This is a genomic window from Aquimarina sp. KJ22-3 (genome assembly GCF_055808215.1).
In genome coordinates this window covers 1,105,364-1,122,927 of sequence record NZ_CM147859.1, presented here as the reverse complement: position 1 = coordinate 1,122,927, position 17,564 = coordinate 1,105,364, and the positions used below count along the sequence as shown (strand labels likewise).

Here is a 17,564-nt window from a genome sequence, read left to right as displayed (position 1 = left end):
AAAGTTAAAAACAGGTGGTCAAAAGTAATTTTTTCAGCATGGAACAATTAGATCAAACGGATATCACTATACTTCGAATACTACAAGAGGATTCTAAAAAAACCGCAAAAGAGATTGCGAAAATTCTCAATCTTACGCCTTCTCCAGTCTATGAGAGAATCCGTCGGTTAGAACATCAAGGGTTTATCAAAAAATACGTAGCCATACTGGACAAAAAACTAATCGATAGATCAATTACGACCATCTGCCAGGTATCTATGAGATATCATAATGAAGCTTTTATCGAAAAGTTTGAAGAACAAATCCAAAATTTGCAAGAAGTACAAGAATGTTATCACATGGCTGGGCAGGTAGATTTCATCTTAAAAATTCACACCAAAAGTCTAGAGGAATATCATGATTTTGTAAAATCTAAACTATCCAAAATTGAAAATATAGGAGTTCTAAACAGTACGTTTGTATTGAAGGAAATTAAACACACTTCAGAATTTTACATTTGATAAATAGTCTTGTAACCAATGTGCTGTTTTTTTAAGGGTTCGATCCAAAGTAATTGGGTCAAAACTTGCAATGCCAAATTTAGGTATATACCCTTCGGCCCATTCGAAGTTGTCTACCAAAGTCCATAGTAGAATTCCTTGTAGACGAACTCCGTTTCTCAAAACGGTATCCATACCCACTATTACTTTTTTGTAATAGTCAATTCTTTTGGAATCATCTTCATCCTCAGCTAATGCCATACCACACTCCGACAACCATAATGGTTTATCGGGATCATACTTTGCAAATCGTTCCAAAAAGTAGGGAATCCCATCTGAATATGTTTCCCATCCCATTATGGATGTTTCTACGTTTCTATGTTTTGGTTTGACTAGCATAGCTCCTAAATATGGGATATACCAGGCACTTTTTACCACTTCTCTAGTATACGTTTGTATCCCCCAAAAATCAAAATCTGCAGCAAGATCTTGAATATCATTTTCCTTGCAATATTTTGACATTCCTTTCAGTATGGGTAAATCTTCTTCAGGATATCCCATACCTAAATGAGGCTCTATAAACAAGCGATTCATGAGTGTGTCAATACGTTTTGCGGTTTGGATGTCTCTCGAAGTGTTTTTGTAGGGCTCAATTTTGGTGCAGCTTATTGCGGTTCCTACTTGCAATCCTTCTTTCCGTTTTAAAACCTTAAATCCCTTTGCCTGTGCTAGTAACAAATGATGTGTGCTAGCCAAAAAATTACTAATTCCTATTTTTCCAGGAGCATGCACTCCTAGAAAATACCCTCCTCCCATACAAACAATCCCTTCATTTATCAAAATCCAATGGGTAACTCTATCTGCAAAATGATCTCGTAGCACTGCTACATAGTCTGTATACCAACTCACCACATCTCTATTAGTCCAACCCCCTAATTCGTGAAGTTTTTGTGGCAAATCCCAATGATAGGTGGTAATCCAAGGCTCCAGCCCCGCTTCTAGGCAATAATCGATAACTTTGTTGTAAAATTCAATTCCTTTGAGGTTGATTTTTCCAGTTCCTTCAGGTAGTATTCTGGGCCAGGAAACTGAAAATCGAAATATTTTCAGCCCAATACGTGCGGCCAAATCAATATCCTCTTGGTAACGATGATAAAAATCTATGGCTACTTTGGCGTTAGATCCGTCTTTAATTTTTCTGCGTTTTTCTGTAAACTTGTCCCAGACAGAAGCGCCTTTACCGTCAATATTATAAGCACCTTCTGTTTGAGCAGCAGCAATAGTAACTCCCCAGATAAGATCATTCATAAATCTCACAAAATATTAAGCTGTGAGGTTTAATGTTTGAACAATCCTTTTCCAAAAAAAGAATATAGTAGCATAAAGAATAACCTTTGCATCGAGCAAAAAAGTTCTCGAGCGATTTTCTTAAATAGTTGCTTCAAAAACGTAACCATAACAACACCTTTTGTATTTCAATAAATTTACAAACAAAAGACGGTAACTCTATTACCCCAATATTACCAAAGTGTTAATCTCTATTGTTTTTTAAGATCATTAAAACAATAAATCAGGAATTATTACTTTTGATACTCATAAGCACTTTTATCTATGTCCATATCTGTATCTAATATTTCCAAATTCTATAAAGACCAAAAAGCGTTAAATGATATCTCTTTTGAAATTAAACAGGGAGAAATTGTCGGTTTCTTGGGACCAAATGGAGCAGGAAAATCCACCATGATGCGAATATTAACCTCGTATTTGGATGCAAATAGTGGTTCGGCTCTAGTTAATGGATATGATGTAAACAAAGAGGCAATTGAGGTTCAAAAAAGCGTTGGATATCTTCCAGAACACAATCCCCTCTACACAGATATGTTTGTTAGAGAGTATCTCGCTTTTAATGGTAAGATCTACAATGTAAAAGCTTCCAGAATAGAAGAAGTTATCCAACTTACCGGTCTTACCCCTGAAGCTAACAAGAAAATAAATCAGCTTTCCAAAGGATATCAACAAAGAGTTGGTCTAGCATCTGCATTGCTACATGACCCTCAAGTACTTATTTTGGACGAGCCTACCACAGGATTAGATCCTAATCAGCTGGTAGGAATTCGTGAACTTATACGAGAAATTGGTAAAAAAAGACCATTTTACTTTCTACCCATATCATGCAAGAGGTTGAAGCCATGTGTGATCGAGTGATCATTATTAACAAAGGTGAAATAGCCAGTGACAAATTGCTGAAAGATCTACTCAATGAAGAAGCGCAAATCATTGAAGTCGAGTTTGACTACCGGGTAGAGGAACCCTTTTTATTAAAACTACCACATGTATCTGATGTAAAAAACATTGCTGGGTTCACCTATCACATTACATTCGACACTACCAATGACATGAGGCCAAAAGTCTTCGATTTTGCACACGATAATGAATTAAAAATTCTTCAACTATCTAGAAAAAATAAAAATCTAGAAAGTTTATTTAGAGAGCTTACCTCTTCTGATCATTCAAGCTAAGGAGTAATATTACACTCTTTTCAAAATCAATCATTTATACTTCAACCCTACTTCACCACTTGCGCCGACAAGGAATCACAAATAAAAATTAGGGTGTTTTACTTCTCCTGTGTTTTAGAATTGTAATTTAATTAATTCGGAAAACAAAAAAATGGGAAACAAAGTATTGACTATGCTGTTGATCATGTGTACTTGTGGGATAATGGGGCAGGATATTAAAAACGAAAAACCTAAAACGTTCAAAAATAGCATCAAAATACGTCCGCTAAATTTCTTTGTTAACGAATTGATCTTTGATTATGAAAGAGTGATCGGCCCAAAAAGTTCTTTGAATATTACTATAGGGCAAGGATACCAAAAAGATCGTTTATTGGTAGGAGGAACAGTAGAAAATTACACCTCATTTCTAGAAGTGGATTACAGGCGTTATTTTTCAAAAGATAAGATTGCCCCAAGAGGATGGTTTGTCGGAGCAGGAATATTTGGACTTTATGAGCTAGATCGTTTTAAAAATATAGGAGGAACTGTGGAACCAAATTTTGATCGCGATTACTTTTCCACAGGAATCTCAGTAGATGCTGGATATCAATGGGTGTTCAACAATGGCATTACCCTTGGTCTCTCTGGAGGAGCAGATTTAAGAATACCTGTTGATCACAGTATTAACTCGAGTAGCACACGACCAAATCTTAATTTTTCTGTAGGTTATTCATGGTAATATGAATATCTTAATAGGTAAAAAGCAACATGAACTAATTAAATATAGCTGTACATGACCAAAAAAACTGTAAGTGTTTGCGAAGAAAAAGTATATGAACAACTTTATCATGACCATGCAGAAAAAATATATCGCTATCTGTGTTATCGATATGGGGATATTGAAAAAGCTCATGATATCGTGCAAGATAGCTTTGCCAAACTATGGGTAAACTGTTCCAAAGTAATTTTTGAAGCAGCCAAAAGTTTCCTGTACAAAGTGGCTAACAACGCTTCTTTAAACGAAATACGGTCTCAAAAGACAATGCTGAAATATCAAGCTACGACTCAAAAGACCTACACCAATGAATCTCCAGAGTTTCAAATGGAAGAAAAGGAATTCATGGATCGCTTAAACAGAGCAATTAGTAATTTAAAAGATCGACAACGAGAAGTCTTTTTGTTAAGTAGAATGGAAAAAAAGACCTATCGGGAAATTGCAGAAATATTAGATATTTCGGTAAAAGCAGTAGAAAAAAGAATGCAATTGGCATTATTGAATTTAAGAAAATCAATCCCAAATATTTAAACAATAATATCATGAATATATCAGATAAATATTCGCAAAATGAATTTTTGATTAAATGGATACATGGTACTTTATCTACAGAAGAATTCACATCTTTTAGGAATTCTAAGCTATATAGAAATTTAGTATCATCTAAAGAAGTTAATAAAACATTATAAAAAGTCTATACAATGTCAGATTATAAAAAAGATAATAATTTTTTGGCACGTTGGTTAGCGGGAGAAATTACAGAAGAGGAAAAGAAAGTTTTTGAGAAGTCCGAGGATTACTTGGCCTACAAAGATATTCTTAACGGTGTTGAACGCTTTGATCAGCCTACTTTTGACACGATAAATAACCTGATAAAGCAAAAGGAATACAACAAAACATATCAGGAGAAAAAAACAAAAGTAGTTTCTTTTAAGCCATGGCTTTATGCTGCAGCGGCAATACTTTTGGTAATTGTAAGCATAAGAGTCTTTAGTCCAAATCGTACCGTAGTTACTACCCAAATGGCACAAACACAAACATTGACATTACCAGATAATTCTGAAGTAGTTTTGAATGCCGAATCCTCTATCATTTACGATACTGAATCCTTTTTAGAGAAAAGAGAACTTACCCTAAAAGGGCAAGCTTATTTTAAAGTTGCCAAAGGATCAAAATTTGTGGTAAAAACCAAAAATGGAGACATTTCAGTTTTAGGAACCCAATTTGATGTGTTTTCAAGAGTTCAAAAACTGGAAGTACATTGTTTTGAAGGAAAAGTGCAAGTATCCCAACAAAAGGAGCAAGTAATACTTACGCAAGGCAAAGCAGTAAAATCTACTCCAGCACAACAATTGCTATTATTTGACATTAAGAGTCAAAACCCTTCTTGGATGAATGGAATAACGCATTTTAAAGAAGTTCAACTTAAAGAGGTGATTAGTGAATTGGAACGACAGTTTGATGTTACGATCAAATCTGGTGATATTGATTCGCAACGTATGTTTACTGGATTTTTTGATCATCAAGACATCAAAAAAGCCTTGCAAACTTGTTTTGAACCCATGAATATTAATTATACATTTACAAATGATAATACCATTGAACTCCGAAATAAGTGATTAATCAAAAATTAGTGTGTTTTTTTCTGCTTCTGGTATCTCTGGGATACACGCAGGAGATTACTATTGCTAATTCTGAGAAAAAAGTACGAGTTACTAAAATTCTGGAAAGTTTTCAAACGAATCACCAATTCAACTTTTCTTTTGATGCGGATACTATTAAAGATGTTATCATCGACATCGATCAAAATCTTCTTTCTATAGAGGAACTTCAGAGCATCATTGAAAAACAAACCAGGTATAGATTACAAAAGATCAATGACACGAGTTATATTGTGGTTGAAAATGATACTTTGATTGAAGTTTGTGGTGTTGTACTGGATGATGTCACCTCTTTTGAGTTAGTACAAGCAGATATTATCAAAAACAAATCAACGGTAAAACTAACCGATAATTCCGGTTCATTTACCATTCAACTGCGGCCTGGAGACAGCTTAACACTGTCTCACCTGGGATACTACCCTAAATCCATAGCCGCAAATGCGTTTTCGAATGCCTGTGACACTATTCGTTTACAACCAAAAATCGAAAATTTAAATCAAGTTGTTATTAAAGAATATCTTACACGAGGGATTCAAAAAAATGAAGATGCCTCTGTAAAAATATCTACAAAAGAATTACGAATTCTACCCGGCCTAGTGGAACCCGATGTATTACAAAGTCTGCAATTACTCCCTGGAATTAGCAGTCCTACAGAAGATCCTGCAGGTTTATATATCCGTGGCGGTACTCCAGATCAAAATCTGGTACTATGGGATGGTATAAAGATGTATCACACCGGTCATTTCTTTGATCAAATTTCAACATTTAACCCTTATATCGTAGAGAGCGTTAATGTATATAGAGGAGGTACCAGTGTTCGTTATGGAGATCGTCTATCCGGAGTTATCGAAATAGAATCTGCCAATGATCTTACTGATAGATTTCAAGCCGGTGGAGGGCTTAATCTCACGCATGGAGATCTTTTTGTAAAAGTACCACTGTCAGAAAAAGTAGGTATTATGCTTGCTGGTCGTAGATCTTCAACAGACATTTATCAAAACATTAGTTACAACAATCTGGTACGTAAAGTTTTTCAGAATACAAGAGCAAATATTCCTGAAAACAATAAAAATGGTACAGATGAAATGGAAAAAGACGATTTTTCTTTTTCGGATAGTAATTTCAAGTTTGTCTGGAAACCGAACGACAATCACACCTTCAAAGCAAGCACTTTGTTTGTAGAAAACAGATTAGATATTATTCGGGACGTAGAAAGCGAGACAAGAGGTGATCTACGTTTAAAAGATGTTTTAAAACTGAGAAACTTTGGCTCAAGCATCAACTGGACTGCAAATCACAAGGGAGGAGTACAGCAATATGCTAATTTCTATGTTTCTCTTTACGACAAAAGATACACGCTAAATGTTGACGATAGAAACCCAAGCTCTTTTTTAGAATTTGATCGAAATATCGTGGTAAAGGATATCGGAGGAGAATATTCGATAAATATACCCTTTGAAAACAATCAACATTTGGGTGTAGGCTATCAGTTTACTTACAATGAAAATGACAATGAAGCCATAACCGACGAACGATTTGATGGAGTTGAAAATCCGTTTATGGATGAAATTAAAAACCAAAACAACAGTCATACGCTATATCTGGAATATCTTTATAAAACACCAAAATCCTACCTAAGCATTGGTCTTAGAAATTCATTACTTAGTAATACTAATCGGTTTTTGGCAGAACCCAGAATATTTTCATCTTTTGAGATTTTTAAAGATTTTAGAATCACCGCTTCCGCAGAACTTAAAAACCAACAATTAAATCGATATCTTAGTTTTAATAGCACTGCTGCTGATATCGGCTTCTTACCAGTAGCAGATGATTTTTGGGTAAATTCTGGAAGTTATCGAACTCTGGAATCTATCGATATTAGTTTACCCGTATTTAGGAGTTCTCAATTTACATTTGGGTCATTATATTCCTTTAATGGTTGGAACATTGATGTCGAGGCTTATTACAAAAGATTGGGTAACATCTCATCTTTTAATAACCTAATCCTCGATATTGCCCTTTCTGATTCTAATCAATTTGTGATTACCGGTGAAGAAAATAGAATTGGAGTAGATCTTCTGATAAAAAAACGAATTAAGAATTACAGGTTTTGGTTGGGATATTCTTTGAGTAATACAGAAGTTAAATTTCCAGATGTACAAGAAACCTTCTTCCCTGGAAATTTTGACCAACGCCATGTATTCAACATTTCTCAGACTCTAAAAGTCAAAGACTTTGAGTTTTCTTTAGGTTGGAACTACGCGACAGGAAGGCCATTTACCAATATCGTTAGAGATCCTGAAAGTTTTGCCTTTGGAGTACGAATTGATGAAAAAGGAATCAACCGAAATAGATTTAAAGATTATCATCGACTTGATGCTTCGGTACTATATCGCTTCAACCCCAATAAAGATAGCCGATGGAAAGGAATGGTCGGTTTTTCTTTAAGAAACATCTACGACCGTAAAAACACCATCAGTCAAGGTTTTTTGGGAAGAGCCGACACCCAAGACCTGACTGAATACATCGAAAGTTTCCAGCGTGAATCCTTGCGATTCACTCCTGATTTTGTGGTTCGTTTTTCTTTTTAGCCTTTTGTAAAATCTTCCCGCACTACCAAAATTTGTATTTGACTTACACTGCTTTTTCTAAATCGTTTAGTACTTCTTTTAACTTTGCCACGGTAACTGGTTTTACGATGTAATCGCTAACCAACTCATAGGATTTTGCTCTATGCATATCTTCTGGATCCACAGAAGAGGAAACAATATAAATGACGATTTTTTTGTCGCATGGGATTTTGATAAACTCATCCAGAAACTGCCATCCATCCAGAACTGGCATATTGAGATCTAAGAGAATAACATCGGGTAATTTTTCATTGTTGGATATAATGGATTTCAAATTGTGTAGTGCCTCTTCGCCATCTCTGAAAACCATTAAGCTTTTACAAAAATCAATGAGATCCATTATTTTCCTAACTCCAAAAATAAAGATAGGATCATCATCTATAATACATGCAATGTCAATTTTTTTCATATCTCAAATAAACTTTAAACGTTGTACCTAGATTCACTTCACTTTTGACTGTAATTCTTCCTCCCATGGCTTCTATTTGATTCTTGGTAATAAAAAGTCCTATACCTCTAGCATCTTTATTATGATGGAACGTTTTGTACATTCCAAACAGTTTTGAACGATGCTTTTTTAAATCAATACCCAGACCATTATCTGCTACGCTAAGAACCACAAAACCTTTCTCGATTTTAGTACTTAACTCAACATAGCTATCTCGATTTTTTGCACTATACTTTATACTATTAGTAATCAAATTCAATAAGATGCTATCCAAATAAGCCGAAATACCCAATATCCTAATATCAGGGGTCACATTATTTCTAATTTCAACTTCGGCCTCTGTAGCAATGGCTTTTACTCCTTCGATAGTTTTGTTGGTAGCAACATAAAGATCAAGACCTACCAAATTTTCATCCAACGAAGTATTCATTAACACCACCTCATTAAGATGAGAAATTGTTTCGGTAAGATGCCCAGAAGCAGTTTTGAATAATTTGATGATTTCATTGTATTTCAACTCCGGATTTTCTTGCACAAATAAATCCAATAACATTTCAAAATTACCAGAATGAGACTTCAAGTTATGTGAAACAATATGCGCAAAGTTTTTCAATCGTTTATTTTGATCTTCTGCTACTGCTAACAAGGATTTTAGCTCTTCCTTTTTCTTAATTTTTGTAATATCGTTAGCATGAATAATAATCCCTCCTACTTCATCTTCATCGGTATACCAGGGGCGAAACTCCCAGGATAACCATTGTATTGATCCATCCACATGTTTAATGCATTCTTCACTATTTTTGATTACACTTCCTTCTAAACATTTTTTGTGACTTACCTTCCATTTGTTACCAATTATAGGCAATACCTCATAATGTGATTTTCCGGTAATTTGAAGGCCTTTAAGATTAAAAACTGTTAGCCATTCTTCTGAAGCCGCCAAATACTCCATATTTCTATCAAACATGGCAATCGCTGTAGGAGCTTGCTTAATAAATTGCTTGTTACGTTCATATGCCTTTTTCTTTTCGGTAATTTCCTGATGAGAGCCTACCATCCATTCTGGGTTCCCTTCTTCATCCCAACTAACCACTTTTCCCCTATCCAAAACCCAAATCAATTTTCCATTCCGATGACGCATTCTGGCCTCACATTCATAAATTTCGGTTTTACCCGCAAAATGATCTAGTAAAAGGGCATTCGACTTTTCCAGATCTTTTTTATAAGCATATTTCATCCAGGTATCAATAGAAACGGGTTCTAGCTCTTCTAGGCTATATCCTATGATCTCTGCCCAACGTTCATTAAAAATAGTTGCACCTGTTTTTACATTCCATTTCCAGGTTCCAAGGTTAGTCCCAGTGATTACTTGTTCAAAAAAGGCTTTTTGTAATCGTAACTCTTCTTCCTTTTCTTTAACCCTAGAGATATCTGTATGCGCTCCCAACATTTTCAGAGGCTTTCCATCCGCATCTCTAAACATCATCCCCCGGCATCGTATCCATACGGTATGGCCTAACTTATGTCTAAATCTAACGATTTGATCATACGGAATTTTGGGATCCTTGGCATGGGAGGCAAAATTGGCATATATATTTTTTAGATCTTCTTCAAAAACAATGGGTTGCCACGAAGAGGATTTATGTGGCATTTTCTTGGGGTCGTATCCAAATGTAGTCCAATACTCTGGACTCATCCATACATTATCGGGATTATCAAGATCCCAAAACCATATGCCGTCAAGTATCGCTTCTTGTAAAAAATCCAATATAGAAGTATCGGATCTAATTAAATCGTATAATTCTTTTTTGAGATAGTTTTCTTCGTTACCCAACAAGGAACCCTCTAAAATCTTTTGTTCTTCTTTCATCTTTTCGTCCTTTGTGAGATGTGTTTACCTGGGGTACATATAAATTTATAAATAATCTCACAGAACTAACTGCCACAAAACCGCAGTATTTAGATGTCAATACCATAAATTTTTTATGGAAAAATAAGTTTACCGGTAAAGAATTGTTCAACCTCAACCACAGGAGGTCTGTTTACTGCGATGACATCCCCGGTACTTCGTATAGAACCTCGTAAAGAAAGTTGCGGATTAATAATAATCTTATTGGTCCCTCTATGAAAGATTTGTATATCATCGGCGATCAATTCTGCTGCCTCAAATCTCCCAGTCCCAGAAAAGATCCCCACATTAAGGCTGGTCACCGATCCTGTAATAAAAAAGGAAGCGATATTGTTACTTACTACTTCTAGTGCATCTGAATTAATATTCAAATGAAAAGTCCCCGTGGTCGTTCCTGTACTCTCATTAAAATCTTCTGACAGCAATCGTAGCGTTGGATAATTCAGAACTCCTTCAGAAGAAATATCAAATTGGGTTGCACTTCGTATTTCGGTAATATTAGGGGCGGTAACAAAAACCTTAGTTTGATTAAAATCTCGAAAAAATGCACAATCATTATCATCTTGAAGCACTAATCGATCTCCTTCTACAACAGCTGTTACCTCCTCAATCAAATTATCCCCTGTTTCAATAACAACTGTTCTATTTTCACCTTGTGTTATAACCAACTCAACATTTGGATTGACTAAAATTCGCGAAAAAGCCGGCACTTCTACTTCTTGCCTAATAATATCTCCTGTTCGCTGAAAACAATCGGGGGCATCTTCGGTATCACAACCAAACAGCAATAACACTAACCCTATGCAGTATCCTATCTTTTTCATAATCTATACCCTATTGTAAATTCCATTGCTTCGGCTTTGGCCGCATGGGATCGAACAGTAAATTCGCCTATCCAATTTTTGGAAAAGTAATATCGTAACCCTGCACGCAAATAGGTTTGGCCTTCAAAATCAAAAGGATAATATACGTAATATCCATACTGTGTTAAAACAGATACCCTGTTTACTCTTAACTCATGACCTACGTACAATCCAACACGCTTAGAATCCTCGTCTCCAGTGGTACTATCATTAAAACCACCACTAGCTCTAAAATCTATAAACCGTTCTAGGGCTTTGGAGAAGAAAAGTTCTGTTCCCAATTGAAAAGCACTTTTTTTGTTAATTCTTTTATCAATAAAAGCGCCCACAGTATAGAACGGAAATTGTCCAGACCCTACTACATCACTTTCATTAATACCGCTGCGAAACAAAAACCCGTATCCAAAAGGCTCACCACCTTTCACTAATCCCTTTTCCTTTTCCTGATATTCTGGAATATCTGTATCTAATTGATATGTAATCCCAGCATTCAAAAACAAGGTGTTTGTACTTTTATTTGGCGCCTTGGCATTACCATTAGAATAATGCACAATACCAAGTCCAGCTTGCAGCCCCAACCCTTTCAGTAAGTTTTCCTTTTTAAAATTCAATAAAAAGTAAGTAGCACTTGTTAAGTGCGAGCCATGTGCTATATTCCTAAAATTATCATCTTCGTCATAAGGGTTGGTACTATACGCAAACCCTTGTCCTAAACGGAACATGAGATGTTGCTTTAGAAAGTAAAAATTATAATGTGCAAAAAGACTAAAATGTTCTCCTAGGTATGTATTATCCAGATCATTATAAATAAAAGAAACACCATACTCTGGATTATTATATAACCTTTGCCATTCTTCGTCTCCAAATGTTTTTTTCTGAAAAGAGAGAATAACCCCAGAAGGATGCCCTGTAATCAAATGAGAAATATCGGGATTATGTTTTAAAATAGTGCCATAAAAATTATTGACATCTACAGTATACCAAGATTTGGACTCATTCTGAGCATACAGTTGGAAGCTAACAACGCATAATACGAAAGCCAGTCGTTTAATCATCGGGTAAAAGTAGTAATATTGATAAAATTACCAACACCTGAAATACACAATGTTCAAAACGTTTTGAACAACTAAAAAATTGCCGAAGCGATCTTTTTTATATTATCCGATTTCCCCATCGAATAATAGTGCAACACAGGAACTCCGTATTCCATCAATTCTTTGGACTGTTGAATTGCAAATTCTATCCCAACTTCTCGAACTTCCTTATTGGTTTTACATTTTTCTACTTCTTTCACCAATTCGTCGGGAATATCCAATTTAAACACTTGCGGCAATAACTGAAGGTGTCTTTTTACGGCTACGGGTTTAATCCCTGGGATGATAGGGACATCAATCCCAGCTGCCTTTGCTTTTTCTACAAATTCAAAATATTTTTTATTGTCAAAAAACATTTGCGTAACCACATAATCTGCACCTGCATCTACTTTATCCTTTAATCTTCGAATATCAGAATCCATAGAAGGCGCCTCTAAATGTTTTTCTGGATAACCCGCTACTCCGACACAAAAATCGGATTGATTATCTGTTTCTATTACTTCGTGTAAGAATTGTCCTTTGTTCATATTGACAATTTGTTCCACCAATTCATTGGCATAACAGTGTCCCCCTTTGGTAGGTGTAAAATACTTTTCCTCCTTCATTGCATCACCTCGAAGCGCCATCACATTATCTATCCCCAGATAATGACAATCCACCAACAGATATTCTGTTTCCTCTTTGGTAAAACCGCCACATAATACATGCGGTATTGTATCCACATTATACTTGTGTGTAATCGAAGCACAGATACCAACTGTACCCGGTCGCATACGGGTTAGTTTTTTATCCAAAAGCCCATCTCTATCAATATAAATAAACTCTTCTCGAGAGGTCGTAACATCAATAAAAGGAGGATTAAACTCCATCAATGGATCTATATTATCATATAACTCCTGAATACTTCTTCCTTTTTGCGGTGGAATTAATTCAAAAGAAAACAAGGTTTTGTCTTTTGCTCTTTTTATATGATCGGTAACTTTCATTAGTGATGTATATATTTTTATTGATGATTATTTTTTACTTGACTATAGATCAAATTAATTTGACCCAAATGGTAGATATCGTGGTCAACGGTTCCATTGACCATATATAGATTGGTATAATCTTTCCCTAAAACAAATTCGTATAACCAGGAATCGCGTTTACCTTCTAACAGCTGACATATAGTATCTTGCAATACCACAATTTGATCGATGATTTCATCTTTCTGTTTCTGGTTGTTAATTGAGACATCTGGTCGCCAATCTTTGTTCGAATTCATCTCGATGCTATAGGTCTCGTTATCCTGTAATTTTTCTACCACAAACTTTTTCCAATCCATGGTATGAACCACCAATTCTGAAATAGAATGTACACCTCCTTTTGGTTTTTGATTCCAGAAGGTTACCGGAATCTTTTTGAGGCTACTCAAAAACGAAGGACCAAACCAAGGCTGGCCATCAAAAACTTCTTCGAGACGTGAAATACAATCTTCTATATCCATTACTGTTCAATTAAGTTTGGGTTTAGCCATTTCTTAGCATGATCTAGGTCAATATTCTTTCGGTTTGCAAAATCCTCAACCTGATCTTCTTTAATCTTACCTAAACCAAAATATCTTGCCTCAGGATTACCAAAGTAATAACCAGAAACTGAAGCGGCAGGCCACATAGCCAGACTTTCAGTAAGCTCGACTCCAATAGCCTCCTTCACTTTTAACACTTCCCAAATAGTTATTTTTTCCAAATGGTCGGGACATGCTGGATATCCAGGTGCTGGTCGAATACCTTCATATTCCTCTTTGATCAACTCCTCGTTAGTCAAAAGTTCATTATTTGCATAACCCCAATCTTCTTTACGAACTTTTTCATGTAAAAATTCAGCAAAAGCCTCTGCCAATCGATCCGCCAATGCTTTGATCATAATAGAGTTATAATCATCATGATCTGCTTCAAACTGAGCCGCTAATTCCTGGGTTCCAAAACCTGTAGTTACACAAAAACACCCCATATAATCTTGTAGTCCACTTTCTTTTGGAGCTATAAAATCAGATAAGGCAAAATTAGGCTTGCCTGCGTGTTTTTTTAATTGTTGTCTTAAGGTTCTAAACGTAAATATGTCGTCTTGATGAACGATTTCAATATCATCATCATTCACCGTATTTGCTTCAAACAAACCGTAAATTGCCTTTGCCTTCAATAATTTTTGATCGATCACTTTGTCAAGCAATTCCTGTGCATCTTTAAAAAGAGAAGTGGCTTGCTCGCCCACAACCTCATCCGTTAGAATCCCCGGATACTTTCCATGCAGATCCCAGGATCTGAAAAATGGCGTCCAATCGATATAGTCGATTAGTTTAGCAAGTTCAAAATCTTCGATCACAGTCACTCCAGGATCATTGGGAACTTTAATTGTGGATTTTGACCAGTCAATTTTGTACTTATTCTTTCTGGCTTCAGCTATAGACAAATACTCTTTTTGTTTCGTTCTCCTCAAGAAACCCTCTCTGAATTTTTCATAATCATCCTTCAAATCTCCAACATACTTCCCAGAATTTCTTTTATTCAACAAATCTCCCACTACAGTAACTGCTCTAGAAGCATCATTTACATGAACTACAGCATTCTTGTATTGAGGATCGATCTTTACCGCTGTATGCGCTTTGGAAGTGGTTGCTCCTCCTATCAGCAATGGAATTTTGAAATTTTTACGTTCCATTTCTTTTGCCAAATACACCATCTCATCAAGCGAAGGTGTGATCAACCCGCTTAGCCCTATGATATCCACTTGTTGATCAATCGCTGTTTGTATGATTTTTTCGGGCGGTACCATCACTCCCAAATCAACGATTTCATAATTATTACATCCAAGGACTACAGAAACAATATTCTTTCCAATATCATGCACATCTCCTTTGACCGTAGCCATCAAAATCTTACCATTGGATTCGGTAACTGCATCTTTATCTTCTTCTATGAAAGGCAACAAATAGGCCACTGCTTTTTTCATTACACGAGCTGACTTTACTACTTGTGGAAGGAACATTTTTCCAGATCCAAAAAGATCACCAACCACATTCATACCTGTCATTAGGTGCCCTTCAATAACCTCTATGGGTTTATTCACATTTTGCCTGGCCTCTTCAACATCTTCTTCAATAAATTGGTCTATCCCTTTAACCAAAGCTCTGGTGACACGATCTTGAAGCGGTTCTTCTCTCCAGGAAAGGTCGATTGTTTTTTCCTTTTTGGTTCCTTTAACCGTCTCGGCAAAATCCAATAACCTCTCGGTAGCATCTGCCCTTCGATCCAAAATAACATCTTCTACGTGTTCTAAAAGATCTTTAGGAATATCATCATACACTTCCAACATAGCAGGGTTTACAATACCAATATTCATTCCTGCTTTAATCGCATGAAATAAGAATACCGAGTGCATTGCTTCTCGAACCACATTATTACCTCTAAACGAAAAAGAAACATTACTCACACCACCGCTTACACTACAGTGAGGTAAGTTGCTACGCACCCATCGTGTAGCCTCTATAAAATCTATAGCGTTTTTGCGGTGTTCATCCATCCCGGTTGCTACTGGGAATAAATTGAGATCAAAAATGATATCTTCTGGCGGAAAATGAACCTCATTGACCAAAACATCGTAAGAACGTTTAGCTATTTCTATTCTACGCTCATAGTTATCTGCTTGCCCTACCTCATCAAAAGCCATAACAATTACAGCAGCACCATATCTTTTTATGGCCTTAGCTTGTTTTATAAATGCAGCTTCTCCTTCTTTGAGGCTTATTGAATTTACCACACACTTTCCTTGTACCACCTGAAGGCCAGCTTCAATAATCTCCCACTTAGAGCTATCAATCATTATAGGTACCCTGGCGATATCTGGCTCTGAAACGATTAAGTGGAGAAACTTCACCATAGCTTCCTTACCATCGATCAAACCATCATCCATATTAATATCGATGATTTGTGCTCCTCCTTCTACCTGATGACGTGCTATAGTGAGGGCCTCTTCGTAATTTTCTTCTTTGATCAATCTCAAAAACTTACGTGACCCTGCAACATTGGTCCGCTCACCAACATTAATAAAGTTAGACTCTGGAGTAATAATCAATGGTTCCAGTCCCGATAGTTTCATATACCGTACTTCTTTACTCATATAGTCTCAATAGTTTTTGCAGATCTAGGTTTGTAGTCCTTTACCAAATCTGCTATAGCTTTGATATGCTCCGGAGTGGTTCCGCAGCATCCTCCAACAATATTTACCAAACTTTTATCCAAATATTCTTTGATCTGATCTGCCATTTGTTCTGGAGTTTCATCATACTCTCCAAACGCATTAGGCAATCCTGCATTAGGATGCGCCGACACAGCAAAAGGTGCCTTTTGGGCCAATACTTCTAAGTGCGGAGTAAGTTGTTTCGCTCCTAGGGCACAGTTAAATCCAACGGATAGCATTGGGATATGTGAAACCGATATCAAAAAAGCTTCGGCAGTTTGTCCCGACAAAGTTCTACCACTAGCATCTGTAATCGTACCACTCACCATTATCGGAATATCAATTCCCCTTTCATCTTTCACTTCTTCTATAGCAAAAAGAGCTGCTTTGGCATTAAGCGTATCAAAAATGGTTTCTACCAACAATATATCAGCGCCTCCATCTATGAGGCCTTCGACTTGTTGTTTATACGCTATTTTCAACTCCTCAAAACTAATTGCTCTAAAGCCCGGATCATTTACATCTGGGGACATACTTGCCGTCTTATTTGTAGGTCCAATAGCACCTGCAACAAATCGAGGCTTATGAGGTTCTGCCTGAGTAAACTCGTCTGCCACCTCTTTTGCAATTTTGGCGGATTGATAGTTCAGCTCATATGCCAATTCTTCCATTTCATAATCTGCCATTGCTATCGTTGTCCCTGAAAATGTATTTGTTTCAACGATATCTGCCCCAGCTTCAAAATACAAACGGTGGATTTCTTTAATCGCTTCAGGTTGTGTAATACTTAACAAGTCATTATTTCCCTGTAAAGGAACTTGCCAATCCTTAAATCGATCTCCTCTAAAATCTTCTTCAGTAAATTTATGACGTTGCAGCATGGTTCCCATTGCCCCATCAAGAATAAGGATTCGCTCTTCTAGTATTTCTCTAATATCTTTCATTATCTTTTATCATACAAAATAGTACTCTTTTCCCAGAGATTAGAT

The 17,564-nt window shown here is 36.2% G+C and carries 14 protein-coding genes and 1 pseudogene; 6 read left to right on the top strand and 9 right to left on the bottom strand.

Features of this window, described 5'->3' with window-relative positions:
• Positions 1-38 precede the first annotated feature (38 nt).
• Positions 39-500 carry an Lrp/AsnC family transcriptional regulator gene (locus AC0L3Q_RS04760; RefSeq protein WP_073315489.1) on the top strand — a complete coding sequence of 154 codons (462 nt, stop codon included), beginning with the start codon at positions 39-41 and terminating at the stop codon, positions 498-500.
• Here the strand turns inward: AC0L3Q_RS04760 and AC0L3Q_RS04755 are convergent.
• Positions 483-1,787, bottom strand: coding sequence for a glycoside hydrolase family 1 protein (locus tag AC0L3Q_RS04755; RefSeq protein WP_473285537.1), 1,305 nt, complete (start codon positions 1,785-1,787; stop codon positions 483-485). The two genes, AC0L3Q_RS04760 and AC0L3Q_RS04755, sit on opposite strands and share 18 nt — an antisense overlap.
• 303 nt (positions 1,788-2,090) lie before the next feature.
• Here AC0L3Q_RS04755 and gldA point away from each other — a divergent pair.
• The 5 genes and pseudogenes from gldA (at position 2,091) to AC0L3Q_RS04730 (ending at position 8,004) form a co-directional block, all read left to right on the top strand.
• Positions 2,091-2,998 (top strand): annotated as a pseudogene (gene gldA, locus AC0L3Q_RS04750) (gliding motility-associated ABC transporter ATP-binding subunit GldA).
• A 151-nt stretch (positions 2,999-3,149) separates the two neighbouring features.
• Entirely contained in the window at positions 3,150-3,716 is a 567-nt protein-coding gene (locus AC0L3Q_RS04745; RefSeq protein ID WP_473285536.1) for a hypothetical protein, read from the top strand.
• Between the two features lie 54 nt (positions 3,717-3,770).
• Positions 3,771-4,283, top strand: coding sequence for an RNA polymerase sigma factor (locus AC0L3Q_RS04740; protein WP_073315493.1), 513 nt, complete (start codon positions 3,771-3,773; stop codon positions 4,281-4,283).
• 170 nt (positions 4,284-4,453) lie between these two features.
• On the top strand, positions 4,454-5,371 hold the full coding sequence (locus AC0L3Q_RS04735; protein WP_473285535.1) for a FecR family protein: 918 nt from the start codon (positions 4,454-4,456) through the stop codon (positions 5,369-5,371).
• Positions 5,372-5,385: 14 nt separating this feature from the next.
• Positions 5,386-8,004 carry a TonB-dependent receptor plug domain-containing protein gene (locus AC0L3Q_RS04730; RefSeq protein ID WP_473285534.1) on the top strand — a complete coding sequence of 873 codons (2,619 nt, stop codon included), beginning with the start codon at positions 5,386-5,388 and terminating at the stop codon, positions 8,002-8,004.
• Between the two features lie 43 nt (positions 8,005-8,047).
• Here AC0L3Q_RS04730 and AC0L3Q_RS04725 read toward each other — a convergent pair whose 3' ends face one another.
• The 8 genes from AC0L3Q_RS04725 to AC0L3Q_RS04690 form a co-directional block, all read right to left on the bottom strand.
• Positions 8,048-8,452, bottom strand: a complete 405-nt coding sequence (locus AC0L3Q_RS04725) for a response regulator (protein ID WP_073315496.1) — start codon at positions 8,450-8,452, stop codon at positions 8,048-8,050.
• Positions 8,439-10,361, bottom strand: a complete 1,923-nt coding sequence (locus AC0L3Q_RS04720) for a PAS domain-containing protein (protein ID WP_473285533.1) — start codon at positions 10,359-10,361, stop codon at positions 8,439-8,441. The genes AC0L3Q_RS04725 and AC0L3Q_RS04720 overlap by 14 nt, the downstream gene beginning before the upstream one ends.
• Positions 10,362-10,474: 113 nt before the next feature.
• The gene (locus tag AC0L3Q_RS04715; protein WP_473285532.1) at positions 10,475-11,224 is read right to left on the bottom strand and encodes a head GIN domain-containing protein; all 750 of its coding nucleotides are present in this window, start codon (positions 11,222-11,224) and stop codon (positions 10,475-10,477) included.
• Positions 11,221-12,318, bottom strand: coding sequence for an acyloxyacyl hydrolase (locus AC0L3Q_RS04710; protein WP_473285531.1), 1,098 nt, complete (start codon positions 12,316-12,318; stop codon positions 11,221-11,223). Before AC0L3Q_RS04710 ends, AC0L3Q_RS04715 begins: the two co-directional genes overlap by 4 nt.
• 71 nt (positions 12,319-12,389) lie before the next feature.
• Entirely contained in the window at positions 12,390-13,343 is a 954-nt protein-coding gene (metF, locus tag AC0L3Q_RS04705; protein ID WP_473285530.1) for a methylenetetrahydrofolate reductase [NAD(P)H], read from the bottom strand.
• A 17-nt stretch (positions 13,344-13,360) separates the two neighbouring features.
• The gene (locus tag AC0L3Q_RS04700; RefSeq protein ID WP_473285529.1) at positions 13,361-13,843 is read right to left on the bottom strand and encodes a DinB family protein; all 483 of its coding nucleotides are present in this window, start codon (positions 13,841-13,843) and stop codon (positions 13,361-13,363) included.
• Positions 13,843-16,515 (bottom strand): methionine synthase, encoded by a 2,673-nt coding sequence (metH, locus tag AC0L3Q_RS04695; RefSeq protein WP_473285528.1) that lies wholly within the window; start codon positions 16,513-16,515, stop codon positions 13,843-13,845. Before metH ends, AC0L3Q_RS04700 begins: the two co-directional genes overlap by 1 nt.
• Positions 16,512-17,519 (bottom strand): homocysteine S-methyltransferase family protein, encoded by a 1,008-nt coding sequence (locus tag AC0L3Q_RS04690; RefSeq protein ID WP_473285527.1) that lies wholly within the window; start codon positions 17,517-17,519, stop codon positions 16,512-16,514. The genes metH and AC0L3Q_RS04690 overlap by 4 nt, the downstream gene beginning before the upstream one ends.
• Between the last annotated feature and the right edge of the window lie 45 nt (positions 17,520-17,564).

What these genes read in the sequence shown, in the direction of transcription:
- AC0L3Q_RS04760 (WP_073315489.1), top strand. Translation starts at nt 39, where the DNA reads ATGGAACAATTAGATCAAACGGATATCACTATACTTCGAATACTACAA.
- AC0L3Q_RS04755 (WP_473285537.1), bottom strand. Translation starts at nt 1,787, where the DNA reads ATGAATGATCTTATCTGGGGAGTTACTATTGCTGCTGCTCAAACAGAA.
- AC0L3Q_RS04745 (WP_473285536.1), top strand. Translation starts at nt 3,150, where the DNA reads ATGGGAAACAAAGTATTGACTATGCTGTTGATCATGTGTACTTGTGGG.
- AC0L3Q_RS04740 (WP_073315493.1), top strand. Translation starts at nt 3,771, where the DNA reads ATGACCAAAAAAACTGTAAGTGTTTGCGAAGAAAAAGTATATGAACAA.
- AC0L3Q_RS04735 (WP_473285535.1), top strand. Translation starts at nt 4,454, where the DNA reads ATGTCAGATTATAAAAAAGATAATAATTTTTTGGCACGTTGGTTAGCG.
- AC0L3Q_RS04725 (WP_073315496.1), bottom strand. Translation starts at nt 8,452, where the DNA reads ATGAAAAAAATTGACATTGCATGTATTATAGATGATGATCCTATCTTT.
- AC0L3Q_RS04720 (WP_473285533.1), bottom strand. Translation starts at nt 10,361, where the DNA reads ATGAAAGAAGAACAAAAGATTTTAGAGGGTTCCTTGTTGGGTAACGAA.
- AC0L3Q_RS04715 (WP_473285532.1), bottom strand. Translation starts at nt 11,224, where the DNA reads ATGAAAAAGATAGGATACTGCATAGGGTTAGTGTTATTGCTGTTTGGT.
- AC0L3Q_RS04710 (WP_473285531.1), bottom strand. Translation starts at nt 12,318, where the DNA reads ATGATTAAACGACTGGCTTTCGTATTATGCGTTGTTAGCTTCCAACTG.
- metF (WP_473285530.1), bottom strand. Translation starts at nt 13,343, where the DNA reads ATGAAAGTTACCGATCATATAAAAAGAGCAAAAGACAAAACCTTGTTT.
- AC0L3Q_RS04700 (WP_473285529.1), bottom strand. Translation starts at nt 13,843, where the DNA reads ATGGATATAGAAGATTGTATTTCACGTCTCGAAGAAGTTTTTGATGGC.
- metH (WP_473285528.1), bottom strand. Translation starts at nt 16,515, where the DNA reads ATGAGTAAAGAAGTACGGTATATGAAACTATCGGGACTGGAACCATTG.
- AC0L3Q_RS04690 (WP_473285527.1), bottom strand. Translation starts at nt 17,519, where the DNA reads ATGAAAGATATTAGAGAAATACTAGAAGAGCGAATCCTTATTCTTGAT.